The organism is Chroococcidiopsis sp. CCALA 051 (assembly GCF_003015105.1).
Lineage (GTDB): Bacteria > Cyanobacteriota > Cyanobacteriia > Cyanobacteriales > Chroococcidiopsidaceae > Chroococcidiopsis > Chroococcidiopsis thermalis.
On sequence record NZ_PYCI01000002.1, the window covers coordinates 40,100 to 65,088 of the forward strand.

Genomic DNA, 24,989 nt, shown 5'->3' on the forward strand with positions numbered 1-24,989 from the left:
CTCATACAGCTTGGAGATACACCTATGCTGACGCTTAAAATTGTCGTATATATCGTTGTTGGTTTTTTCTTGACGCTGTTCGTCTTTGGCTTCTTGTCTAATGACCCAGCTCGTAACCCCGGTCGGAGAGATCTCGACTAGGTAATGATAACTAGGTAACGATAAAAAGAAACCTTTACTAGCAAGTGATGTGAAAGCGCGTTTGGATTTGCCAACGCGCTAAATTTCTAGCAACAAGCGGTAAAGCTGTGCGTTGGTTGGTTATACTCTGGGCTGGTTGTTTGCATCTTTAGCTGAAATATGACTCAATCTGTGCCACCGCCCAAACCACCCGCTCTCGTTCAACATCTACCACCAAAGCCAATTTTCTCGCCCCGCAGTCGAGAAGAGCGACCTTTTGCTGTTGCTGAATTGTTGACAGCTAGATCTACTGCCTCCCCAGCAGCGACAACCAGAACCGCAGCCGCGATCGCCATAAAAAAGGCTGTGATGTTAGGTTCTGAAGTAACCGTTAGTTATGGTGCGGAGCAGTTTGATATTGCTCAGACAGATATAGGTATAGAACCAATTGGTAGGACAGAGAGGAAAAGACAGAAGGTAGAAGAAAATTTTATCTGCTCCGCTGCCGCTATCTGCCATCGTACTTCTGCCGTTAAAAGACCCGCGCAACCGATTCCGGCTTTTCGCCCGTCTGGGGCGATCGTCAAATTTAACAAGCTGTTGGCACAAGTCACGACACCAACAAACCCTTCAGAACTTAACCAAACTCGTCCTCAAGAATTAGATTTTCGCGCCCCTACACCTTCTAGCCCTTCTGGGCAAACGCAGCCGCCGCAACAAGCACCACAACCAACCCCTACCAATGTCCCAGCGACGAAACGCAGGGTGATAGAAGTCAATTCAGATCGTCAAGAATACGATGCCAATCGCCGCATCGTGACGGCAGAAGGTAGGGTTGAGGTGAGATTGCAAGATGGAGTCCTCAATGCCGATCGCTTGCAAGTTAGTATCCCGAATCTAATTGCTGTCGGTGAAGGTAATGTCGTCTACACCACAGGTAAACAAGTTTTAAGGGGAGAACGGTTCACATTCAACATCGTCCAAGATAGCGGGACGCTCCAAGGGGGTAGAGGAGAAATTTTTATTCCCTCAGCGAGTCAAGATTTTGCCGCTCCGCTTGAATCTGACGTGACTACGAGTAGCGTTTTGCCAGGTGGCGATCGCTTTACTCCCAACCAGCCATTACAGCAAGTCACCAATGCCGGAGGATTGAATATCAACTACGGCAGTAAAAGGGGCATAGCTGGCGTTCCTCCACTCAATCAAAAAGGTGGGACGGTAAAGCGGCTGCGATTTGAAGCCGAGACAATAAATTTCTACCGCGAAGGCTGGCAAGCACAAAATGTCAGAATCACAAACGACCCGTTTTCACCACCGGAGTTAGAGCTGAGGGCAGATCGGGTAACGTTAGTGCGAGAAACACCTCAACGCGATCGCATTCGCACCCAAAAGCAACGTTTGGTATTCGACCAAAGATTTTCATTACCAATTCCCCGCGACCAAGCAGTGATCGATCGCAACCAGCGCGAAACCAACCCCGCCTTAGCTCAAATTGGTTTTGATGGTGACGACCGTGGCGGAATTTTTATCGAACGCAATTTCCCTATTTTCAATGCCGATGCAGTCCAGTTCAGCGTTACGCCTCAGTTTTTCGTGCAAAAAGCTATAGATGAGGGGAATGGTAATTTCTTTGACTCAGAGTATTTTGGCTTGAGGGCAAATCTGAGGGCGAGTACGGGATTGAGAAATGCGATAACTGGTTCGGCAATCCTAACTAGTCTAGATTTTGGTGACTTAGAAGACAACTTGCGTGGCAGTTTGCGCTTTCAACAGTTAGTTGGCGGACGTTTAGCCCATACCGTCTCATTGGAAGCTAGCTACCGCGATCGCTTGTACAACGGTACTTTAGGATATCAAGATGTTCAAAGTAGCATTGGTGGAATTGTGAATTCTCCCATCGTGCCGTTGGGGAATACAGGTATTAATTTAAGCTATCAACTAGGTTATCAATATATCAACGCCAATACAGACCGCTTGGAATTGTTAGACACCGTGCGGGAAAACGATCGCGTTTCTCTCGGTCGCTTTCAAGGTAGTGTAGCTCTAAATCGCGGTTTTTTACTTTGGGAGGGAAAAGGTTTACCGGCAACAGCCGAGCAAGGACTGAAATACACCCCAGTTCCAGTCGTTCCCTACTTAGCAGCTTTTGCTGGTGTCACTGGAACTAGCAGTTTCTATAGTAACGGCGACAACCAATCAACCTTAATCGGTACGGTGGGACTAGAAGGGCAAATCGGTCATTTCTCTCGCCCATTTTTGGACTACACTCGCGTTAACGTCAGTTATTCCGAAGGGCTTCGCAGTGGCATCTCGCCATTTTTGTTTGACCGTGCTGCCGATACTCGGGTTTTAGGCTTTGGGTTTACCCAGCAACTTTACGGTCCTTTTCGCATCGGTTTTCAAACATCATTCAACCTAGATAACAACGACACGCTCAGTACCGACTACGTTTTAGAATACAGTCGGCGTACCTACGGCGTTGTCTTGCGCTACAATCCCGAACTAGAAATCGGTTCTATCAGCTTGCGAATTAGCGATTTCAACTGGACGGGTGGCGGCGATCCTTTCTCGACCACTGGAGTTCGTCCCGTGGTTGGTGGAGTGGAGAGAGGCGATTAAGACACCACGTTTCCTGCGGTAAATACTCGCCCGATCGCTTCTTCGACTGGCGGATCGGTAACGGTTAAATCGACGACTTCTAATTCTGCTAACATTTTTGCGACTGCTCGTGTCATTTCTTCGCGTTTGATGCAAAAACGTACCGATAGACCCGTAACGGCTTTAATTTCACCATAGGGTAGCAACTCCTCTTTAGATACAGGATGGGCAAGTTCTACCTGCACTTCGCGATAGGGAGAAAAATTATCTACAAGTTGGTCTAAACTACCATCGTAAACTAATTGTCCTTTATGAATCACCAAAACTCGCTGACAAAGGGCAGTAATATCTGCCATATAGTGGCTGGTTAACAGAATTGTTGCCCCATACCTTTGATTGTATTCCCGCAGAAATTCTCTCACTCCAACTTGCGCGTTTACGTCCAATCCTAAAGTCGGTTCGTCTAAAAATAAGACTTTAGGTTGATGCAGCAAGGCGGCTAGAAGTTCCGCTTTCATGCGTTCCCCCAAGGATAGTTTGCGCACGGGTTGATTCAGCTTACCTTGCAGGGAGAGCATTTCTGTTAATTCCCCGACACGGCGGCGATACTCTTGAGTCGAAAGTCCGTAAATTGCAGCATTGATTTTTAGCGAGTCTAAAGCTGGCAAATCCCAGATCAATTGTTGCTTCTGCCCCATAACTAAGGTTATTTGCCGCAGAAATTCCGGTTGGCGTTGAAAAGGAACGTGTCCGGCTACCCTGACTCGTCCGTTAGAAGGATGGATCAAACCCGTGAGCATTTTGAGCGTTGTCGTTTTGCCTGCTCCATTTGCCCCTAAAAAGCCGACGACTTCTCCAGGTTCAATTTGAAACGAAACTTGCTTAACTGCTTCAATTTGTCTGTACGTACGGCGAAAAAAATGACTGACAGTTCCTTTTAGTCCAGGCTCTTTTACTGCTACGGGATAGACTTTACTTAAATTTTCTACTAGGACAATAGACATAATCAGGGGAACTGGTAATAGGTAATGGGTAATTGGTAATGGGAAAGTTAAAAGTTAAAAGTCAAAAGTCAAAAATTACCGATCGCAAATGACGCATGACGAATGACCAACCACCAACTACCAACAACTAACAACTTTCATTAAAGAGAGGCTATAACCGAGTAATCTAACAGGCGCGCATACGTTAAGGATAAATCATTGACAGAAGAAAGGGCTTTTTGGTTGGCATGGGCGCAGGTTTCTGGCGTGGGTCCAGTGTTGTTACAGCGCTTACAGCAGCATTTTGGGACGCTGACAGCAGCTTGGCAAGCGAGTTCGGCGGCTTTACAAGCGGTGGAGGGGATGGGAACGCAGACACTCGAACAAGTTAATGCTGCGCGATCGCAACTGCATCCAGCAGAATTCCTCGTCAGCCACACAGCACAAAACCCCTACTTCTGGACACCCGCAGACAGCCATGAGTATCCCCGCCTGCTGTTAGAAATTGCTAGTCCGCCACCCGTGCTGTACTATCGCGGTATCGTGGATGAGGGAGAAAATCAAGGTAGTAAAGCGCTAATTGGAATTGTTGGCACGCGCAGTCCTTCTGAATATGGCAAGCGTTGGACGCGAAAAATTAGTATGGCACTTGCTCGTAATGGGTTCACCGTCGTGTCTGGGTTGGCAGAAGGCATTGATACGGAAGCACATCAAGGTTGTCTGGATGCAGGCGGAAGAACGATCGCGGTTTTGGGAACGGGAGTTGATATCGTCTATCCACCTCGAAATCGAAAGCTTTACGAGCAAATTGTCGAGCAAGGTTTAGTAGTCAGCGAATTTCCCAGTAAAACTCCTCCAGATCGCGCCCATTTTCCCCGTCGTAACCGGATTATTGCAGGTTTGTGCCGTGCAGTGTTGGTGATGGAAGCTCCTACTCGATCGGGTGCTTTGATTACGGCACGGTTTACGAATGATTTCGCGCGGGATGTTTACGTCTTACCCGGTAGTTTAGATAATCCGCGATCGCATGGTTGTTTGGGTTTGCTCAATAAGGGTGCTACCGTCATTTTAAGTGAAGGTCATTTGCTGGAATTGCTGGGAAGTCTGCCCCAAATCGATCCAGCGCCTGCTGCTTTCGAGCAATTAAGTTTACCTAATTTAGAACCAGAACTTCAGCAAGTGCTGACGACAATTGCTTCTGAGTTAATGTCCTTTGATGCGATCGTCCAGCAAACGGGCTATGCCACGGGCATAGTTGCTAGTGCTTTGTTACAGTTGGAATTGCTAGGGTTAGTATCTCAGTTACCAGGAATGCGGTATCAACGTTGTTAGGCTGAATCAGTTGTCAGACAGCAGGGAGCAGGGAGCAAGGGGAAGAGAGCAGAGCAACAACAACCATCAATCAACCATCAACCATCAACCATCAACTTACCCCTCATGTCACAATCTTCTCTAGAAGTACCCGCAGCAGTCTCCTTTGAGCAAGCGATCGCCTTAACTGAATCTTTGCTATCGCAAATAGAAGCAGGATCGCTCTCTGAAGCAGACATAGCCACTGTTATATCGGCATTAGTCAAGACAGAAAACGGTGCGAGGGGGTTTTTTGTAACTTACCTCACCTCAGCATCATCCGCAGCAGATTCTCCTTCCGCCGCCGTTGTCGAGGCACTGCGATCGAGTCCAGAAATTGTATCAGAGCTGTTAGTGAAAAATTTGGCTATGTCAACGGCACAAGCCATCTTTCACCGTCGCCAGCAAAAAGAAGACATGGCAAAAGGCTCGGAACAAGTCAGTCGCCGCACGACAAAGCTCATACAGCTCGTCGATTTGCCTCAAGTACGCGATCGCGCCCAACAACTCATGCAGTCAGCCAAAACTGGAGAAGGCAACTACAAAGGCTTTTTAGAACGCTGGAATTATGATATCGAGCAAAAACAAGCGATTTGTCAAGCTTTAGAGCAAATAAATTAATTTTTCTTCACGCACCACGCATCACTCATCACTCACCACTTTTGATTGTGCCAGTTAAAAGACCGGAATCGAGTCCGATCGTTTTGTAGAAAATATTAGGCACACTAAGGCAAGAGTGAAAATTGCTTTCTGTGCTGCCCAGACGAGATGGCAATTACGTGTGTGGTGATGAGGAAAGAGTTATGTTTCAAAGAATATTATTAGCTTTATCGATCACTTTATCCCTCTATTTATTTTGGGGAATCCGCTTACAACCAAATACTTCTAGGGTAGAGCGTCAGACTTATTTTGCCGAGATCACAAGTTTTGCATATCTTAACAAAAACTTAGTAAAAGGCAATTGAGCGTGACGATCGAACGATATTCTTTTAAATAAAAGCGATCGTTCTCTACTCGTTTCCCTAATATTTGGCTTGAGTTGTAGGGTGGGCATTGCCCACCCTACTTATTTTAAGCTCTAGCTATCAATTATCCCTTCAGCAACGATTCCCCGCCATCAATCCACATTTCCGTACCTGTAATGTGACTAGAAGCATCGGAAGCTAAGAATAAAACTAATTGAGCAACTTGTTCCGATGTTCCTGGCTTACCATCTGTTAAAGGAACTTTGCCTTCGGGAAACTCTACAGGTTCCTTAATTTCTTCTAAATTGCGTCGTTCGGTATTCTCATCAATACTAGTCTCGATCGCCCCAGGACAAATCACATTTACCCGAACTCTGTGTTCTGCCAACTCTAAAGCAACCATTTTAGTAAAAGCAACTTGAGCCGCTTTCGTACAAGAATATGCAGTTGCACCTGTATTACTAAAAACCCGCGTTCCATTAATTGATGAAGTGATAATGATGGACGAACCCGGTTGTTTTTTCAAATAAGGTACGGCGTACTTAACTGTTAAAAAAGTTCCTGTCAGATTAATGTTTATTGTCTTATTCCACTCTTCGGGCGTTAATTCCTCCAAAGATGCCCAAACACCATTAATTCCCGCATTTGCAAAAACAATATCTAACCGTCCCCACTCATCAGCAGCTTTTTGATTCGCTTGTTGCATCTGTTCGGGTTTGGAAATATCACCAATTACAGATATTGCCGTACCCCCACTCGATTCAATTTCAGCTAGAGTTTTCTGTAATTCATCTTCAGAACGTCCCAACAGTGCAACTTTCGCCCCTTCTTTTGCCATCAGCTTAGCGGCTGCTTTGCCAATTCCAGAACCCGCGCCCGTCACTAATGCGACTTTTCCTGCCAATTGCATAAATATATCTCCCTATGCTCTGACAGCTGTTTATCACGCGGTCGAGAGATCGGTCATACTGCTGAGGTGGTAATAGGTAGTTGGCAATGGCAAAGTCAAAAATCGAAAGTTAAAATTCAAAACTTCTCTCTTATCTAACTCACCAACTACCAACTACCAACTACCAATTACCCAGCTTGATATCCTTCAACTGTAAAACCCGCAGCTACGATTGACTGCTTAATTGTCTCTTCTGATGCCGCAGATTCTACCGTTACCGTCTTAGCATCGACATCGACATCGACTTTAGCATCGGGTTCCATCGTATGGATAGTTTCGGTAATCGTCTCTGCACAACCATCACACTTAATATCGGGTACTTTTAGTTTGAGTGCCATAGCAAAAGTGAAAATTCGTCATTTTTTGTCTTCAGGCTTCAATCTTATCGACTCAAGGCGCGATCGCTCATGACTCTTCAGCTAGATTTGTGAATTGTCGGGAGTGAGGTGTAGAGACGTTACATGTAACGTCTCTACACCTCTGATAACTGATAACTGACAACTGATGACAGGTAGCTGTAACTAGAGCTGAAATGCAAAAATATATTGAGCGGGAGTCGTAAGTCGTGAGTCGTGAGTCGTGAGTTGAGAAAAGTCAACTACCAACTACCAACTACCAACTACCAACTACCAACTACCGCGTTCCCAATCACCCCCAGCGCCATGCAGTATCTTAGTGGTAACGAAATTCGGCAAAAGTTTTTAGAATTCTATTCCCAAAGAGGACATCAGATCCTCGCTAGTGCATCCCTCGTGCCAGAAGATCCTACCGTATTACTGACGATCGCGGGGATGTTACCATTTAAACCAATTTTTCTGGGACAGCGATCGCCTGAGTTTAAACGCGCTACGTCATCTCAAAAGTGTATCCGCACTAATGATATTGAAAATGTCGGACGCACGGCAAGGCATCACACTTTTTTTGAGATGCTAGGCAATTTCAGCTTTGGTGACTATTTTAAGGAACAAGCGATCGCTTGGGGATGGGAGATATCGACAACAGTTTTTGGCTTACCTCCAGAACGCTTAGTTGCTAGCGTGTTTGAGTCAGATGACGAAGCTTATGCTATCTGGCGGGATAAGATTGGCGTTCCTGAAGCCAGAATCAAGCGCATGGGGGAAGATGATAACTTCTGGTATTCTGGTCCTACAGGTCCATGCGGTCCTTGCTCGGAAATATACTACGATTTTCACCCCGAACGCGGTGACGCAAATATCGATTTAGAAGATGATACGCGGTTTATCGAGTTCTACAACTTGGTATTCATGCAATACAACCGCGATGCAGAAGGTAATCTCACACCCCTGGCTAAGAAAAATATCGATACGGGAATGGGACTGGAACGGATGGCGCAGATCCTCCAGAAAGTTCCGAATAACTATGAAACCGATCTCATCTTCCCAATTATCAAAACAGCAGCAGAAATTGCAGGAATTGATTACAACAACTGTGATGAGAAAACCAAAGTTTCTTTGAAAGTGATTGGCGATCATATCCGTGCTGTGATGCACATGATTGCGGATGAAATTCGCGCTTCAAATACAGGACGGGGTTACGTTTTACGGCGGTTAATTCGGCGTGTCGTCCGACATGGAAGATTAATTGGGGTTTATCGTAGAGACGTTACATGTAACGTCTTTACACCTGAAGTAGTAGAAACCGCGATCGCGCTGTCTGAATCTGCTTATCCTAACGTGCGCGTGCGAGAAGCACAAATCAAAGCTGAGTTGCAACGAGAAGAATCGCAATTCCTCAAAACTTTAGAACGCGGCGAGAAACTGCTGGATGAGATTATCGAAACGGCAAAACAGCAGAAGCAAACTCAAATTAGCGGCGAGAGTGCTTTTACTCTCTACGATACCTACGGTTTTCCTTTGGAATTAACCCAAGAAGTTGCTGAAGAATATAACCTCACTGTTGATGTAGATAGCTTTGAGGTGGAAATGGAAAAACAGCGCGAACGGGCAAAAGAAGCACACGAAACCATCGATCTCACCGTACAAGGTTCGTTAGATAAACTTGCCGAGCATATCCACGCTACAGAATTTGTGGGATACACTCAACCAGTGGCTACGGCTGAAATTAAAGTGCTGCTGATGGCTGGACAATGCGTTGAGGAAGCCGAAGCAGGACAAGACGTACAAATTGTCCTTGACAAAACACCATTTTATGCTGAATCAGGCGGGCAAATAGGCGATCGCGGTTATCTGTCTGGCGATGCGATTTTGGTTCGGGTTGAAGATGTGAAGAAAGAATCCGATTTCTTCGTACATTTCGGCAGAATTGAACGCGGGACTTTACGTGTAGGAGATAAGGTAACAGCCCAAATCGATCGTGCTTGTCGTCGTCGCGCCCAAGCTAATCATAGCGCCACGCATTTACTACAAGCTGCTTTGAAAAAGATTGTCGATGAATCAATTTCGCAAGCAGGTTCTTTAGTAGACTTCACAAAATTGCGATTTGATTTTAACTGTCCTCGTCCGGTGACACCAGACGAGTTACAACAAATTGAGGAGACAATTAATACTTGGATTGCGGAAGCACATACAGCCGAAATTTCCATTTTGCCACTAGCAGAAGCTAAAGCTAGAGGTGCAGTTGCGATGTTTGGCGAGAAATACGGCGAGGAAGTGCGCGTATTAGATTTCCCTGGCGTATCGATGGAATTATGCGGTGGTACTCACGTCAGCAATACAGCCGAAATTGGCGTATTTAAAATTATTTCTGAAGCTGGTGTCGCTTCGGGAGTAAGAAGAATTGAAGCGGTGGCTGGTTCCGCCGTGTTAGATTACCTAAATGTTAGGGATAAAGTTGTTAAAGATTTAAGCGATCGCTTTAAGGTAAAACCGGAAGAATTACCAGATCGAATTACAACTTTGCAATCCGAACTCAAAACCACTCAAAAGCAACTCGACACCCTCAAAGCACAACTTGCTTTAGCAAAATCTGAATCGCTTCTAACACAAGCTGAATCGGTGGGAGAATTCAAATATGTCGTTGCCCAAATGGAAGCTGTCGATCCAGAATCTTTAAAAACAGCTGCTGAAAGATTGTTGCAAAAATTAGGCAATGGTGCTGTCGTTTTGGGTTCCGTTCCTGAAGAGGGAAAGGTAAGTTTGGTTGCAGCTTTTAGTCCAGAAGTGAATAAAAAAGGCTTGCAAGCTGGCAAATTTATCGGTGCGATCGCGCTTATTTGTGGTGGTGGCGGCGGTGGTAGACCAAATTTAGCCCAAGCTGGCGGACGAGATGCAAGTAAGCTACCAGAAGCCTTAGAAATGGCTCAAAAAGAGTTGCGATCGGCTTTGAGTTAGGTTTAAGGGTGGGCAATTGCCTACCCTCTAAATTATGGTTGTTGACTATTGTTGTTGACCGCCAAACATACCACCAAGATTCCCTAACTGCTGCTGTACTTGTCCAGCCATACCTGCGGCTGCATCGGCTGCAAGGAAGTTATCTAACTGAGATGCCATTGGTTCGGGTAGCTTAGTTTTGACAAAACCAAGAGCCATTTCCACTGCTTGCCGTGCTTGATCTTCAGAAATTCCCGTTCTGCTACTGATTTGATTGATAAGCTCATTCATACTCTTTCTGTCTGGGAAAGACTACATAGAGACAATACCATACTTAAGGCGTATGTCTATAGGTAGAAAATAGCGATATTCAGTTGATAAAGAAATCAAATTAACCACTGTGAATAAAAAATTTTTATTTAAAATATCTTATTGCAAAGAGTGGAAAATATAAGAGATTTATTGTCTTTATAATTTATACTCGATCGCATACCGATAATTACTGAGGTAACAATGAAAATAATTCTGAATAGTCAAAAATGAAAGTAGCAATTTGCACAGTCAAAAAAATAGGTTCAACAAAAATATAGTTTTTAGTAGCTAGCAATAGGCTTAAACACATGTTCTGCGGGAGTTATACCAATGACATCAAAAGTAGAATTAAGCGATCGCCCAGACATTATTTACCCAGATAGTGACGGTCAGCCAATGTCCGACAATACAAAGCAGTTTCGCTGGATCGTCACAATCAAAGAAGGATTAGAATATTTATTTAAAGACGACTCAAATGTATTTATAGCAGGAGATTTGTTGTGGTATCCCGTAGAAGGAGACAACGTAATTCGTGCTGCACCTGATGCAATGGTTGTCTTTGGTAGACCAAAAGGAGATAGAGGTTCTTATCAACAATGGAAAGAAAATAATATTGCGCCTCAAGTTGTATTTGAAGTGCGTTCCCCTGGTAATACCCAAACAGAATTAGATAAGAAACTTGTATTTTACGATCGCCACGGAGTAGAAGAATATTATCTATACGACCCCGATCGCGGCGATTTAAGCGGTTGGTTGCGTCGTGACAATCGGCTAGACGTTATCGATCCAATTCTAGGCTGGGTTAGTCCCCGCTTAGGTGTAAGATTTGAAATGGCTGGTACGGAACTGGAACTTTATCGACCCGATGGCGAGAGATTTACCAGTTATGTTGAATTAGCAGCCTTGAGAGAACAGGAAAGGCAAGCTAGAGAACAGGCACAGCAACGACTAGAACAGGAAAGACTACGTTCCCAAAGATTAGCAGAAAAACTAAAGGAATTAGGCATCGATCCTGATGAAGTGTAGTCAGTTGTCATTGGTCATTGGTCATTTGTCGTTTGTCGGTTGCTGACAACTGATAACTGATAACTGTTCACTGATAACGAGTTTCCACCAGCTTAATTGCACGGCTGACGCTTTCAGGTAGAATCACGACTAAACTACCATCAGTTGCAGTATCCAAGGCAGTGTTAATTGCTGTGGTTTCGTCGAGGATGGTTTCGTAGTGAAAATCGGGTTTTTCCTCTTCAATGCCTTGACGAATGAGTTCGGCAGCTTCACCACGGGGGCGATCGCGGGTGTCATCATCTTCTTTAACAATAATGCGATCGAAGATTCCTGCTGCTAGTCTACCCAGGTTAAGTAAATCTTCATCGCGGCGATCGCCTGGACCCCCCACTACACCGATCCGTTCTCCCGTATGATGCCGGACAAAATCACCCATTGCTTGATAACTCGCCCCATTATGAGCGTAGTCAATTAAAGCTTGATATTTGCCCAAGTCGAATAAATTCATTCGTCCTGGAGTTTGACTGGTCGATGGTTTAAAGGCAATCAAGGCAGCGCGAATATCCTCAATTTTTACACCTTGCACGAAGGCGGCTAGACTGGCAGCTAAAGCATTGGCGATCGCAAAGTTAGCTTTTCCGCCTAATGTCAGCGGTACGTTTACTGCTTGTTCGATCTGTTCCGACCAATCTTGTTTTCTAAATGTTAAATAACCGTTTTCGTAAACTGCGGCAAGTCCCCCCTGTTGGACATGCGACTGGACGATTTCGTGATCTGGCTGCATGGAGAAATAAGCGATCTGCGCCTTAACCCGCTTTGCCATCGCCGCCACTAAAGGATCGTCAGCATTCAGGACAGCATAACCTTCAGGCATGACTGTTTCTGCAACCACGCTTTTGACATATGCCAAGTCTTCCACTGTATCGATCCCGTCAATTCCTAAATGATCGGCGGCGACATTCAAGACAACACCCACATCGCAAGTCGGAAAGCCCAAACCAGAACGCAAAATTCCGCCCCGCGCCGCTTCCAAAATTGCAACTTCTGTCATCGGGTCTTGCAGAATCAACCTCGCACTGTGGGGACCCGTATTATCCCCTGCTTCCACAAGGCGATCGTCTATATACGTCCCATCGGTAGTCGTGTAGCCAACAATGCGTTTGGTTTGGCGAAACATCTGGGCAGTTAAACGGGTGGTCGTCGTTTTGCCATTAGTTCCTGTAATTGCCACAATCGGAATGCGGCTGGGAGTGCCAGGAGGAAACAGCATATTCAAGACTGCTTCCCCCACCGGACGCGGTAAACCCTGGCTGGGATGAGTGTGCATCCGAAAACCAGGCGCAGCATTCACTTCAACAACTACACCGCCAACTTCTGCTAGGGGACGGGAGATGTCGGGGGTAACAATATCGATACCAGCAATATCCAGTCCGATGATTTTTGCGACCCTTACCGCTAAATAGATGTTATCAGAGTGAATTTCATCGGTGCGATCGATCGCAATTCCACCCGTACTCAGATTAGCTGTTGCCCGTAAATAGCAGATTTCTCCTTCTCTCAGCACCGTATCCAGGCTATACCTTTGCTGGCGCAGAAGTTCAAAACTGCTACGGTCTAATTCGATCCGCGTCATCACGTTATCGTGTCCTTGCCCTCGGCGCGGATTGCGATTTACCATTTCAATTAGTTCGTTAATCGTAGAACGCCCATCCCCCAGTACATGGGCGGGGACTCGTTCGGCAACAGCAGCAACTTTCCCATCTATAACTAATACGCGGTGGTCGCGTCCCGTGTAATAACGCTCGACAATGACAGCCCGAGATTTTGAGACTACGCTTGCCGCATCGTAAGCTGCTTCTGCATCTTTCCAGGTATTTATATCCAGCGCCACACCTCTGCCATGATTGCCATCGAGGGGCTTAATTGCCACGGGAAAGCCGCCTACAGCATCGATCGCATTTTCTAACTCGTCAAAATAGCTAATCGTCATGCCACGCGGAACGGGAACCCCTGCATCTTGAAGAATGCGTTTCGTTCCTTCCTTGTCTCCCGCTAGCTCGATACCTAAAATACTAGTGCGATCGCTTTGCGTTGCCTGAATTCGATGCTGGTAGGCTCCATAACCTAACTGAATTAAAAACCGCGCCCCCAATTGCAGCCAAGGAATACCTCTTGCCTCCGCAGCTTTGACAATTGCTTCCGTGCTTGGACCCAGCGCCGCCTCTGCCCCAAGTCTCTGCAAATCTTGCAAATCTTGCCGTAAATCGTCGGGATGATAGCGTCCTTTATCTGCGATACTTTCGCACAATCGCACGGCAGCCCTCGCCGCATAGCGCCCCGCTTCTGAAACTTGATATTCAAAGATGACGTAATAAACTCCACGAGTTGCAGTCTTTCTAGTACGGCTGAAACTCACGGGCATCCCAGCTAAAGTTTGCAATTCTAACGCCACATGTTCGACGACTTCCTCCATCCACAAACAGCCGTCCTGCAACCGATCTAAAAACTTTTCTCCCAAATCGCACTCGCGATCGCCCAAACTCGGTAATGCCTCAGTCAGCCCCTTTACAAAGCCAGAAATTCTATTCGGTTTGCGATCGCTCAAATCTTGCAAATCGAGACGCAAGACAATCAGCTTGTGGTCTTGGATACTCCAATAATTGGGACCTTGTAACGTCTGAATCTTGAGTATTTTCATCGCAGTTTTTTCGATTGATAACTAGCGATCTGGTCATTCCACTGTAATTTCTGGCTCCACGTTTATCTTCCCATGACTTGCAAAAGAATTTTTACTCATTCTCCTAGCAATTTGCAGTTAATATCAAAGCTACTTAGCGTTCTTCTTCGCGCCTTTGCGTCTACTCTCCGAGAAGCCACTTCGTGTCTTTGCACGACACAAATCTTCTCTATAGCTGTAACTTGGTACAGCTATAATAATATATTCCTCGTCATTCCCCCTAATAATTAAAGTACTAATTTTCACAAAAAATCAGTAATCCTCGATACTAATTTATTTCAATAACAAAGACACGAGAACTGCGATCGCCAAATCATCCAACTAAGTACGACAAAAATCTAAAAGCAATTCCAACTCCGCAATCATTTTAAACGGATTCTTAGCTTGAAAAACAGATGCGATCGCAACTTCGTATGGATTTCTACCCATCTGCCTCACTGCTTTGATTGCTTCTCGGTTAGAAAAACCGCGACCACCTACCAACCATGCCGCTAAAACATGACCCGTGCGCCCAACACCCCCACTGCAATGCACGACAACTTTCTCGCCCTGTCGGTCGGCTTCCAGTAAAAATGGTAAAATCTTCCCTGTCAGTGTTTCAGGCTCAGCAAGCGTAAAATCTTCAATTGGTGTCCAGCAAACTTGTTGAGTGCCAAATTCTCGTGCATAAGTGCCAAGTAAATCTGAGTAGGGAGCGAGTTGCTTTTGGGGAAGCAAACAGCAGACTCGTTTGACATCTTGCCCTTGCATATATTCCAGCCAACCTCGTACTTGTGCTTCTGAATAGCCAGGTCGAGCCGAGCCGAATACAATTGTTTCTTGCTTGGAAGCTGGTGCAAATTTGTACATAGTTTCTCTATTCTGCGATCGTAATTACAGTTTCTATGTTTTCTGCAACACATCGGCACTGATTGCTGTTCTGATATGATTCAGGAGCAATTCAAATTGTATTGAATAACAACTATTTTTGTGGTTCGCGTCAATTATGCGTGGACGCGGAAACCTCTTGGGACAATAGCTCAAATATTTGTTCAAGTTAATTGTTCAAGCTAATAGCGAGTCCAAAAATAATTGATATCAAATTAAATCGATACTGAATCATCATGTATAAGCGTGAGGAGCGGATAGTTGTGACATTTACCAAATTGAAACTACTAGGTGCATTACTCATTGGCACATTAGTAACTCCACAAATCGTCTCTCTTACTTGGGCTAAGCCTGCACAGGCTGCTCCAAAACCAACGGGCAATGGCGCGATCTTCTTCCATCCTGATGGAACTTCGGCTAGCCACTGGGATGTAACTCGTATTCTTAATTACGGTTCAGATGGAGAACTCAACTGGGATCGCTTGCCTTTTATTGCACCCTATCGCGGTCATCTAGCAGACTTGTTAGGAGGAACCTCTAATGCTGGTGCTGTAACTCATGCAACTGGTACTCGTGCCTACTCAGCTTCCTTTGGACTAGATCCTGAAGGCAACGAGTATCTCTCAGCTAATGGCACTACGAACACCATTATGGAAGAGGCTGTAAAAGCTGGTCTTGGTACTGCACTAGTTCAATCTGGTTCTCTGATAGAGCCAGGTACGGCTGCCTTTGTATCAGAAGCAAGAAGGCGACAAGATTACGAAGAGATTGCTTTGGAAGTCGTCAAATCTGGTGTAGACATCATGCTCGGCGCAGGGGAAGAGTGGCTTTTGCCTCAAGGTACTCAAGGACGCTTTGGTATAGGCAAACGCACTGATAGACGCAACTTAATTAAGGAGCTACAATCCCAAGGCTACACCGTTGTTTATACCCGTGACGAGCTGTTTAGTCTACCCAAAGAAGTTACTAAGGTCTTTGGAGTGTTCAATGTGGAAGACACTTTCAACGATCGCACTGAAGAAGAGTTACGGGCGCAAGGGTTGCCCAATTACATTCCTAGCGCTCCAACAATCGCCGAGATGACTGAATTCGCACTCAACCGTGTCTCTGGTGATAAACAAGGCTTTTTAGTGGTAATTGAGGAAGAAGGAACTGATAACTTTTGCAATAACCTCAACGCATCTGGCTGCCTTGAAGCCTTCAAACGCGCCGATGATGCAGCAGGAACTATCCTCAATTTCATCGAGCAAAACCCCAACACCTTCATGGTGACTGCAAGCGATAGCAATGCTGGTGGGATGCAGTTACTCGATGTCGAATCGGCTGATGAACCGCTGCCAGCCAATGATGAAGTCAGCGGTTCTGCAATCGATGGCGTGGATGGAACCGGAACAAAACCCTTTATATCCGCTCCCGATTTAAATGGTAATTCCTTCCCCTTTGCAGTCGAATGGGGATCTGGTGATGACGTGGGTAGCGGTGTTATTGCTCGTGCGGCAGGACTGAATGCAGAAGAACTGATGCCTACAACAGGTATTAGCAACACTGACATTTACCGTATGCTTTACTTCACTCTTTTTGGTGAGAAAATTCCTGGTGATAGAGAGACAAAAGCTCGTACAGGTAAATGAGTTCAGTTCTTCAACTTACAACTGGGGTATAAGTAACTTTGTTACTTATACCCCATTATTTCTACAGTTCCATCCAGGTAAGTCAAGCGTACTTTAGTCTCTTCTAATAATGCTGCGATCGCCTCAAATTTCTCCCACGAAATATCGTACAGCGTCACGCAATTGTCCTGAAGCTGTTGAGTTTGAAACATCTTTTTTCCTCCACACATTAAGTATGAATAACAAAAGGAACTTTATCGCGGTGGAACAGCAGGACTCGCAGCAGCTTGAGACACCACCTCAGACGATGGCATTCTACTATGGGAAACCCACTTATTCGCGATTGGCATTCGCCAGCCAGTACCAAAAGCGCGATCGGTAATTTTCAAGCCAGGAGGCGCTTGACGACGTTTAAATTCCGCTTTGACGACGAGTTGCACGACGCGATCGACTACAGCCGCATCATGTCCGGCAGCAACAATTTGCGCCGCCGATTGATGCTCTTGAATCAACTTTTGTAAAATATCGTCCAAAGTATCGTAGTCAGGTAGAGAATCTTGGTCTAATTGACCTGGTTTCAACTCTGCGCTGGGGGGTTTGTTGATGACGTTTTCGGGAATAATTGCTGTTTGGTAATTGGTAATTGGTAATTGGTAATTGGTAGTTGGTAGCTGGTAGTTGGTAGTTGGCAAATTCTCCCTTGTCTCCCCCCTCTCCCTTGTCTCCCTTGTCTCCCTTGTCTCATCCTCTTGCCTCTCGCCTCTCGCCTCTTGCCTTTGAGAATTCAGCCAGCGACAGATCGAATAGACACGGGTTTTGGGAACATCTGCGATCGCGGCTAGTCCTCCATTCATGTCGCCGTAAAGGGTACAGTAACCCACAGCCATTTCTGACTTATTACCAGTAGAAAGCAGGAGATAGCCAAATTTGTTGGCAACCGCCATGAGTAAATTGCCGCGAATCCGCGATTGAATATTTTCCTCAGCAATGCCAAAAGGCGTACCAGCAAACAACGGTTCTAAAGTTTTGTCATAACCTTGCATTAACTCTTCAATCGGGATAATCTGAGTTAATATGCCCAAATTCTTGCCTAATTCCACGGCATCTTGAACTGAGTGTTCCGAACTGTAGGGAGAAGGCATGAGTACGCCAAGGACATTCTCTTTACCTAACGCTGCGGTGGCGATCGCTGCTACCAGTGATGAATCAATTCCCCCGCTCAAACCGAGTACGACTTTAGAAAAGCCACACTTGCGCGTGTAGTCTCGCACGCCTAAAACAAGTGCCTGCCAAATTTCCTCATCTAGATTTGCAGGCGTTGGAGCAATTTTACTTGGTTGTAAATCTCCTGCTTGCTCGTCGTATTCTACAATTAATAAATCTGTCTCAAACGCCCGCGCGCGGCAAACCATTTCTCCCGCACGATTAAAGCCAACGCTACAACCATCAAAAATCAGGTCGTCATTCGCTCCAACTTGGTTAGTATACAATACCGGAATTTGGTGACGCATAGAGCCATGTTGCAACATTGCTTCTCGTACCTGCTGCTTGTTGGCGCTATAGGGAGAAGCGGATAAATTCACAACCAGATCGACTCCCTGTTGAATTAACTCCTCAATTGGATTAATCGCATAGCTGCGCCTACCCCAAAATTCTTCGTCATTCCATAAGTCTTCGCAGATGGTGACTCCAATTTTGAGTGGTGCGTGGTGTGTGGGTAGGGGCGCACGGCTGTGCGCCCCTACAAATCCTTCCAAAACTAGAGAACTCGCCTCCAATCCCGGTTCAAAATAACGGTATTCGTCGAATACGTCGTAGGTGGGTAGGAGGCGCTTGTGAAAGATTTGTTGAATTTTGCCTTTCTGTAGTAGAGCAATACTGTTAAATAATGGCTTACCACCAAAAGCAAGCGATCGCTCGTTAAGTCGAACGCAACCTACCAAAACTGCCATTTGAGATGGTAATTCTTCAGCTAGCCGTTGCAAAGTTGCTCCCATTTGAGAGACAAAACTAGGGTCTAGGAGTAAATCTCGTGGTGGATAGCCGCACAAAGATAATTCTGGTGTCAGCAACAACCGCACGCTCTGTTTTTCAGCTTGTTGCGCTGCTGCTAAAATTTGCTGAGCATTTCCATTTAAGTCGCCAATTGTAGGATTGAGTTGAGCGATCGCAATTTTCATAATTGGTAATTGGTAATTGGTAATTGGTAATTGGTAATTGGTAATTGGTAATTGGTAATTGGTAATTGGTAGTTGCTCCTCTGCACCTGAAGCTCTCTTACTCTGCTCCCTGCACTGAAGCGCTCCCTGCTCCCTTGTTCCCCAACTCCCGTTTTACCAGTGAGGAGTCTATATCTTGCAATTTGGCGCAGCCGCTTAATGCCATTGCTAAACTGAGTTCGTCGCGTAAAATTTTAATGACGTGCTGTACTCCTGTCTCACCTGCTACGGCTAAACCCCACAATACGGGACGACCGATCAGAACAGCTTTTGCTCCCAATGCTAGCGCCTTTAAAATGTCAGTACCACGTCTAATCCCACCGTCCATTAAGACTTCAGCACGATCGCCTACAGCAGCGACAATTTGAGATACAACGTCAATAGTTGCGATCGCTCCATCGAGTTGTCTACCACCATGATTTGAGATAATAATTGCCTCAGCGCCAACTTCTACGGCACGTATTGCATCATCTGGACGTAAAATTCCTTTGACAACAAGTGGTAATGGTACGAGCGATCGCAACCATGCTAAATCTGTCCAAGTTACGCCAGGATCGAGTTGTTCGGCAAAATAGGCAAATAAACCCGACTCGCCTTGACGGTGGGGAATGTCTAAATCTTTGTCTTGTAAATTACACAAATTAGCCAATTCCATGCCTTGAGGGAGGACGAATTGATTGCGCGTATCCCTCTCTCGTCTCCCTAGAAATGGCGCATCTACGGTGACGCAAAGCGCCTTTGCGCCGCACTGGTAGGCGTACTCTACTAAAGCGCGAGTTAAATTGCGATCGCGATGAATATATAACTGAAACCAAGTCTGAGGGTTGGCGATCGCGACTTCTGCCATACTCTTAGTAGCTAGCGTACTCAACACCATCCCAATACCTGAATGAGCCGCCGCCTTTGCTGTAGCAACCTCCCCTGTGGGATCGGCAAGACACTGAAAAGCCATTGGTGCAATGAGGATTGGCGCACTCAAAGATTGTCCTAAAATTGTCGTACTCAAATCTCGTTGACTCACATCCACCAACATGCGTGGATGCAATCGGTAGCGATTGAAAGCAGCACGATTATCATTTAACGTCACTTCATCCCAAGCGCCGCTAGCGTAGTAATCCCAAGCCATTTGAGATAAGTGTTTGTGTGCCAGCGTTTCATATTCAAATAGATTGATTGGGTTGGATGGAATCATAATTATTTCGATTCCCAGTGCTTCAATTCTTCTTCGATAAAATAGCCAACTAAATCTCGATAGATCTTTTCAATTGCATCAGGATTTAGCTCGGCTTCTTCCGCCCAAATTCGTCGCTGTTGTAACATGGCATTCAACCGATCTATAGCCTTTACACCATCAGCATCTTTTTTAAATTGAGCCGCTGCTTTCACATAATTAAATCGCTGACCCAGCAATTCTATAACTTGGCGATCGATCGCATCAATTTCTTGTCGAATCGCATGAATATTTAAACACTCTTCCGGTACTTTCATAAATCAGTTATCAGTTATCAGTGACTAGTGGCTAGTGGCTAGTCGCTAGCCACTCACCCATTACCCATTACCCATTTAAATAAACACCAAAGGCTTATCTTTAAAAGGAGCAAATGCCTCCGCATTAAATCTATATAGACTAGCTGGACGACCTGCACCTCGCGATACTTTAATTCCCGTGTCGCATAAAAAACCTAATTTTAATAACTTGGCTCGAAAGTTAGAATAATCAGAAAAGTTCTCGCCTAAAACTGTGGTATAAAGCTGATATAAATCGCTTAAAGTAAACATTTCCGGCAACACTTCAAATGCGACTGGACTATATTCCAACTTATTTCGCAAACGCCGATGTCCGTATGCCAATATCTCATTGTGATCGAAAGCTAATTGTGGCACTTCCTTAACGGGATACCAAGCAATCCCACTCACTCCATCGGCAATGAGTTCTGCATCCTCAAATCTGACTAAGGCAAAATAACTCACGGAGAGATATCGGATTCCAAAACTATTAGCTTCCTCGCGCGGATCGCGGTGAGGTCCCCCAAATGTATATAACTGTTCTAGATAGAGATTTTTGGCTCTAATTTTTTCTGCCAAAATCCGATAAGCAGCATTTTCTAATGATTCTCCTTGACGCACCAATGTACCAGGTAAACCCCAGTAATTTACAAAAGGTTCCTGATGGCGCATAACTAACAGTACCAAAAGCCGATTTTGAGAAGTATCAACGGAGAAAATAACGCTATCAACTCCAACTTTAAAATCAGCTAAAGGTTGCGAACTTACCGGATCGATAACTTTTCTTTGGGTGCGTCCTGGCATTTGTACAAATGCTGTTGGTGAATGTATGCCTTGACTTGTGGGGTAACGGCTTCTGGATCGCAGCGATCGCGATACGCTGTAGAAGAGACATCTAAACCAGTCAAATCGGCGATCGCAATCTTTGCCCCTAACTCGCGCAAGCGTGCCAAATCCGATTCCTCTATTCCATATCCTGGGCGCGGTATAACTAGTAATTGTACCTGCTGTAACAAATCTTTAATTAGATACCAACGGGGTAATTGTTCGATTAAATCTGCACCAATAACTAACGTTAGTTCTACTTGTCCCCATTGTTGCGCCTTTTCCACTGTTTCCAGCGTTCGATGGCTGCTCAACTCTTGATAAAACCCAATATTCTGCCGTTGAGGTTTAATCTCAGCAATTAACAGTTGCAACATTTGAGCGCGATGGTGTAACGGCGTTTGCTGCGACTTGAACGGGTTATCTGCTGCCCAAACCGCTACGCGATCGTAACGTTCTGCCAGCCAACACAAAATTGCTTGATGTCCTGCTGTCGGTGGATCGGCACTCGTACCAAATAAAGCAATCCTCATTATCTTCCTTCGCTAGCTACAATCCTGGGCGGTTGGTGTTTTGTTGTCTCTGTTAACTCCTGCAAAGCAGCAGAAATTTGTACTTCTACTGTTGTAGGATTGTCCAATTGCCTGCACTGGGTAGGTAGGCTTTCAACTGTCGCCGCCGTTCGTTGGCGGATCTGGGCGATCGCTTCTGGTGGCTGTATGATTTTCCCTCCCTGCATCACCATTTGCAGCAAAGGTTGTTCGCCCGATCGCGGATTTTCCGTTATTAATCCCAGGCGATCGCATTGTAGAGACGTTCCATGTAGAGACGTTCCATGTAACGTCTCTACATGGCGAAAAATCTGCTTGCGCCCAGGATAAGTCATTTTGCCGCTTGATTCTTTCATAACGGGAATGCCATCAATTTCTACCAACTTGTAGACACCATTAACAGGCGCACCCGTAACCAATCGCGTTCCCAATCCGTAACCGTCAATGCAAGCACCACTTGCTTTCAGTCTGGCAATCTCCCACTCGTCTACATCACCACTGGCGAAGATTGGTACACCAGGGAGGAGCGATCGCACCTGTTGCGATAGAGTGAGCAAATCCCCCGAATCGATTCTCACCCCAGCCAGTTGCATTTTGCCTGACTGAATTGATTCTGCTAAGGATTGAGCGGCGGCGATCGTATCGTAAGTATCAATCAATAGCGGCGCGCCCGGAAAATAGCGATGGAAAGCTGTAAATGCCTCAGCTTCGCTACCTGCTGTAGCTGCAAGTGCCATCACTAACGAATGTGCCATTGTCCCGCTGGGTTTTTGTCCCAGTCGCACCGCTGCTAGTACGTTCGATGTAGCATCTAGCCCTGCTGCTAAAGCTGCGCGGGCTGCCCACAGAGAAGCTTGAGGACTAAATGCCCGGCGCGTCCCAAATTCTAATAGCGTTGCCTCCGCACCCGCAACATCTCGCATTCTGGCGGCGCGTGTGGCTACCAAGGTTTGGTAATTAATAGTATTGAGGAGGTATGTTTCTACTAACTGCGCTTGCCACAAAGGGGCTTCGACTCGTACCAACGGTTCGTGAGGAAATATTGCCGTTCCCTCTAGTACAGCCCATACATCACCCGTAAACTCAGCCTCAGCTAGCAGCGTCCAAAATTGTTTTGGTGCGTGATGAAACAATCCCGTAGCTTGCAAAGCTGCAATCTGTTCGGGGCTAAACCTCAGTTTCTCCAAATATTCCAATGCTTGCGCCAAACCCATCGCGATTAAGTAACCGAATCCTTGGGGTAAGCGACGCACTGTCAATTCAAAACTCGCCTGAGATTGTTCCAACCCTTCACCAACATAGCAAGCTGCCATTGTTAGCTGATAAAGATCGGTCAGCAGGCTGTAATCAACCTCTGTCAGCGTCAAGGCTCGATCTTCTCGTTCTTGGAGTATGGTGTTTTCCGCAACGTTCCAGCGTGAACTCGTCATCTCATCGTTCTCTCATGGCAGCGTTGTTTTAATTATAGTAATTTCTACCAAAAATATGTCAAGTCTTTTTGGGCAGTTATTTAGTTGTCAGTCGTTAGGTAATCAGTCGTTAGGTAATTGGTAGTTGGTAGTTGGTAGCTGGTTGATGGTTGACGGTTAACTGACAACTGACTAAATATATACCTTTCTTAATGGTGGTTTTAGAAGAAATCCAACTTTAGGAAAAGTAATTGTAGAGAGTTTTCTTCATATAAAACAAGAATACTGATAAGTTAGCGATCGATGGCGATCGCACGATCGCAAAAGACTTGTTACAATATCTAGCCAAGGACTAATGACAGTCATAATAAACTATTTGAGTCGGCTGTATAACGAATTACAAACATCAACAAATAAGTATTGCGATCGATTGCAATAGATTGAGTAACGCTCATAATTAGCCGATAACAAACATAAAATAAGAATTCATACAGCTATCTCATTCATCCTCACTTCTGGAGATGAACTATATGAATATTTCCAAAATGCTAGACAGCGCTGCTCAATATATTATTGAAGCCATGACACGGATTTTTGGTCCTAGCGATGATGCATATCCAGCTATTGGTACGCAGCCTTTTACAGGAGAACCCTATAAACATCGTCGTCACGCTGATTGGTAGACAGCCGATTAGAAGACAACCAATTGAAAGACAGTAGTATTGAAAGACAATAGTAGGGGCGTACTGAGGTGCGTCCCTATTTGTATACTTGACCCGCACGACCGCTCCTCTTCCTGGCGCTCAATCTCCTTGTGGATACTCCTGCCATAGATCGGTTAGCTCTCGCAAGCTTTGATGGTTGCCATTACCTAAAATTAGATGATCGAGTATGGGAATACCTAATAATTGCGCTCCCGCTAATAACTGGCGAGTCAATTCAATATCTTGCGAACTCGGTTCGACATTGCCTGAAGGGTGATTGTGAGCCACAATGACTCGCGTTGCTCCTTGACGAATTACCTCGCGAAAAATTTCGCGGGGAGAAGCAAGAGTTTCTGTTGCCGTACCAATTGTTATCACCTTCGTCCCAATCAGACGATTTTTTACATCTAAAAGTAAGACGGCAAAACGCTCCTGCGGTTGCCACATTAAATCTTGACTCAACACCGCCGCCGCTACTGCGGGACTTTCTATTGGTTGACGGTCTAAAGGACGAGACTGAAACACCCGCTTACCCAACTCAACTGCTGCCAAAATGGTTGTTGCTTTAGCAGGACCAATACCATCAATTTGCATCAGTTCTTGAATGCTGACTTCTCGTAACACTGCTAAAGGTTCGCGTTGATTTTTACTCAATTCTTGTAAGATATATTGCCCTAATCCAACCGCGGAAAGTTTTCCTGCTCCTTGCCCCGTACCGAGCAAAATAGCAATTAACTCGGCTGTGGCTAAAATTTGCGCTCCATGAGTTATTAGCCTCTCACGGGGGCGTTCTGTAGTTGGTAAATCGGCAATTCTGAGACAATAGGTCATAAAGAAAACGATCGCCCGAGCGATCGCAAAGGATAAATTTTCATATTGGTAGCTTTTTGTCAACTACCAATTGCTATACTTTTTATTTATCCCCAATTAGTTAAAAGAATCACGATTGAAATCAGTTATCAGTTAACCGTCAACCAATTACCAAC

22 protein-coding genes are annotated in these 24,989 nt (G+C 45.4%); 8 read left to right on the plus strand and 14 right to left on the minus strand.

Annotation, left to right across the window (positions count from 1 at the left end; all coding sequences use genetic code 11):
• The first annotated feature begins 24 nt into the window (after nt 1-24).
• Nucleotides 25-141, plus strand: a complete 117-nt coding sequence (locus C7Y66_RS00730; RefSeq protein ID WP_015152134.1) for a photosystem II reaction center protein I — start codon at nt 25-27, stop codon at nt 139-141.
• A 159-nt stretch (nt 142-300) separates the two neighbouring features.
• Nucleotides 301-2,739: a DUF3769 domain-containing protein gene (locus C7Y66_RS00735; RefSeq protein WP_106544108.1), complete on the plus strand. Its 2,439-nt coding sequence runs from the start codon at nt 301-303 to the stop codon at nt 2,737-2,739.
• On the opposite strand, the gene C7Y66_RS00740 is transcribed toward C7Y66_RS00735, so the two are convergent.
• Entirely contained in the window at nt 2,736-3,722 is a 987-nt protein-coding gene (locus C7Y66_RS00740) for an ATP-binding cassette domain-containing protein (RefSeq protein ID WP_015152136.1), read from the minus strand. The genes C7Y66_RS00735 and C7Y66_RS00740 overlap by 4 nt on opposite strands.
• A 198-nt stretch (nt 3,723-3,920) precedes the next feature.
• Here C7Y66_RS00740 and dprA point away from each other — a divergent pair, with 198 nt between their 5' ends.
• Both dprA and C7Y66_RS00750 read left to right on the plus strand, forming a co-directional pair.
• A complete protein-coding gene (dprA, locus tag C7Y66_RS00745) occupies nt 3,921-5,033 on the plus strand; it encodes a DNA-processing protein DprA (RefSeq protein WP_106544109.1) in 1,113 nt (370 codons plus the stop codon).
• 105 nt (nt 5,034-5,138) lie between these two features.
• Complete coding sequence (locus C7Y66_RS00750) at nt 5,139-5,672, plus strand: hypothetical protein (RefSeq protein WP_106544110.1); 534 nt, start codon at nt 5,139-5,141, stop codon at nt 5,670-5,672.
• Between the two features lie 468 nt (nt 5,673-6,140).
• Here C7Y66_RS00750 and C7Y66_RS00755 read toward each other — a convergent pair whose 3' ends face one another.
• Nucleotides 6,141-6,926 (minus strand): SDR family NAD(P)-dependent oxidoreductase, encoded by a 786-nt coding sequence (locus tag C7Y66_RS00755; protein ID WP_015152141.1) that lies wholly within the window; start codon nt 6,924-6,926, stop codon nt 6,141-6,143.
• 167 nt (nt 6,927-7,093) lie between these two features.
• Nucleotides 7,094-7,303, minus strand: coding sequence for a heavy-metal-associated domain-containing protein (locus tag C7Y66_RS00760; RefSeq protein ID WP_106544111.1), 210 nt, complete (start codon nt 7,301-7,303; stop codon nt 7,094-7,096).
• A gap of 324 nt (nt 7,304-7,627) precedes the next feature.
• Between C7Y66_RS00760 and alaS the strand changes: the two genes are divergently transcribed.
• Nucleotides 7,628-10,276 carry an alanine--tRNA ligase gene (gene alaS / locus C7Y66_RS00765; RefSeq protein WP_106544134.1) on the plus strand — a complete coding sequence of 883 codons (2,649 nt, stop codon included), beginning with the start codon at nt 7,628-7,630 and terminating at the stop codon, nt 10,274-10,276.
• Nucleotides 10,277-10,321: 45 nt separating this feature from the next.
• Here the strand turns inward: alaS and C7Y66_RS00770 are convergent, their stop codons facing one another.
• Complete coding sequence (locus C7Y66_RS00770) at nt 10,322-10,546, minus strand: hypothetical protein (protein WP_106544112.1); 225 nt, start codon at nt 10,544-10,546, stop codon at nt 10,322-10,324.
• A gap of 351 nt (nt 10,547-10,897) precedes the next feature.
• Between C7Y66_RS00770 and C7Y66_RS00775 the strand changes: the two genes are divergently transcribed.
• On the plus strand, nt 10,898-11,593 hold the full coding sequence (locus C7Y66_RS00775) for a Uma2 family endonuclease (protein WP_106544113.1): 696 nt from the start codon (nt 10,898-10,900) through the stop codon (nt 11,591-11,593).
• A gap of 67 nt (nt 11,594-11,660) precedes the next feature.
• Here the strand turns inward: C7Y66_RS00775 and cphA are convergent, their stop codons facing one another.
• The gene (gene cphA / locus C7Y66_RS00780) at nt 11,661-14,273 is read right to left on the minus strand and encodes a cyanophycin synthetase (protein WP_106544114.1); all 2,613 of its coding nucleotides are present in this window, start codon (nt 14,271-14,273) and stop codon (nt 11,661-11,663) included.
• Between the two features lie 360 nt (nt 14,274-14,633).
• Entirely contained in the window at nt 14,634-15,161 is a 528-nt protein-coding gene (locus tag C7Y66_RS00785) for a dual specificity protein phosphatase family protein (RefSeq protein WP_106544115.1), read from the minus strand.
• A 254-nt stretch (nt 15,162-15,415) separates the two neighbouring features.
• On the opposite strand from C7Y66_RS00785, the gene C7Y66_RS00790 reads away from it, so the two are divergent.
• Nucleotides 15,416-16,810 carry an alkaline phosphatase gene (locus C7Y66_RS00790; protein ID WP_106544116.1) on the plus strand — a complete coding sequence of 465 codons (1,395 nt, stop codon included), beginning with the start codon at nt 15,416-15,418 and terminating at the stop codon, nt 16,808-16,810.
• Nucleotides 16,811-16,851: 41 nt separating this feature from the next.
• Here C7Y66_RS00790 and C7Y66_RS30400 read toward each other — a convergent pair whose 3' ends face one another.
• From C7Y66_RS30400 to C7Y66_RS00820, 7 genes are all read right to left on the minus strand, one after another.
• Nucleotides 16,852-17,001 (minus strand): hypothetical protein, encoded by a 150-nt coding sequence (locus tag C7Y66_RS30400; RefSeq protein ID WP_233222465.1) that lies wholly within the window; start codon nt 16,999-17,001, stop codon nt 16,852-16,854.
• A 42-nt stretch (nt 17,002-17,043) separates the two neighbouring features.
• Nucleotides 17,044-18,969, minus strand: a complete 1,926-nt coding sequence (locus C7Y66_RS00795) for an NAD+ synthase (RefSeq protein WP_106544117.1) — start codon at nt 18,967-18,969, stop codon at nt 17,044-17,046.
• A gap of 97 nt (nt 18,970-19,066) precedes the next feature.
• A complete protein-coding gene (locus C7Y66_RS00800; RefSeq protein WP_106544118.1) occupies nt 19,067-20,200 on the minus strand; it encodes an alpha-hydroxy acid oxidase in 1,134 nt (377 codons plus the stop codon).
• Between the two features lie 2 nt (nt 20,201-20,202).
• Nucleotides 20,203-20,496, minus strand: a complete 294-nt coding sequence (locus C7Y66_RS00805; RefSeq protein WP_106544119.1) for an isochorismate lyase — start codon at nt 20,494-20,496, stop codon at nt 20,203-20,205.
• A 75-nt stretch (nt 20,497-20,571) separates the two neighbouring features.
• On the minus strand, nt 20,572-21,318 hold the full coding sequence (locus C7Y66_RS00810) for an NUDIX domain-containing protein (protein ID WP_106544120.1): 747 nt from the start codon (nt 21,316-21,318) through the stop codon (nt 20,572-20,574).
• Nucleotides 21,279-21,872 (minus strand): nicotinate-nucleotide adenylyltransferase, encoded by a 594-nt coding sequence (locus C7Y66_RS00815; RefSeq protein WP_106544121.1) that lies wholly within the window; start codon nt 21,870-21,872, stop codon nt 21,279-21,281. The genes C7Y66_RS00810 and C7Y66_RS00815 overlap by 40 nt, the downstream gene beginning before the upstream one ends.
• Complete coding sequence (locus C7Y66_RS00820) at nt 21,872-23,320, minus strand: nicotinate phosphoribosyltransferase (RefSeq protein ID WP_199197177.1); 1,449 nt, start codon at nt 23,318-23,320, stop codon at nt 21,872-21,874. Before C7Y66_RS00820 ends, C7Y66_RS00815 begins: the two co-directional genes overlap by 1 nt.
• Before the next feature lie 509 nt (nt 23,321-23,829).
• On the opposite strand from C7Y66_RS00820, the gene C7Y66_RS31530 reads away from it, so the two are divergent.
• A complete protein-coding gene (locus C7Y66_RS31530; RefSeq protein WP_015152156.1) occupies nt 23,830-23,982 on the plus strand; it encodes a hypothetical protein in 153 nt (50 codons plus the stop codon).
• Between the two features lie 120 nt (nt 23,983-24,102).
• On the opposite strand, the gene radC is transcribed toward C7Y66_RS31530, so the two are convergent.
• Entirely contained in the window at nt 24,103-24,834 is a 732-nt protein-coding gene (radC, locus tag C7Y66_RS00825; RefSeq protein WP_015152157.1) for a DNA repair protein RadC, read from the minus strand.
• Nucleotides 24,835-24,989 lie beyond the last annotated feature (155 nt).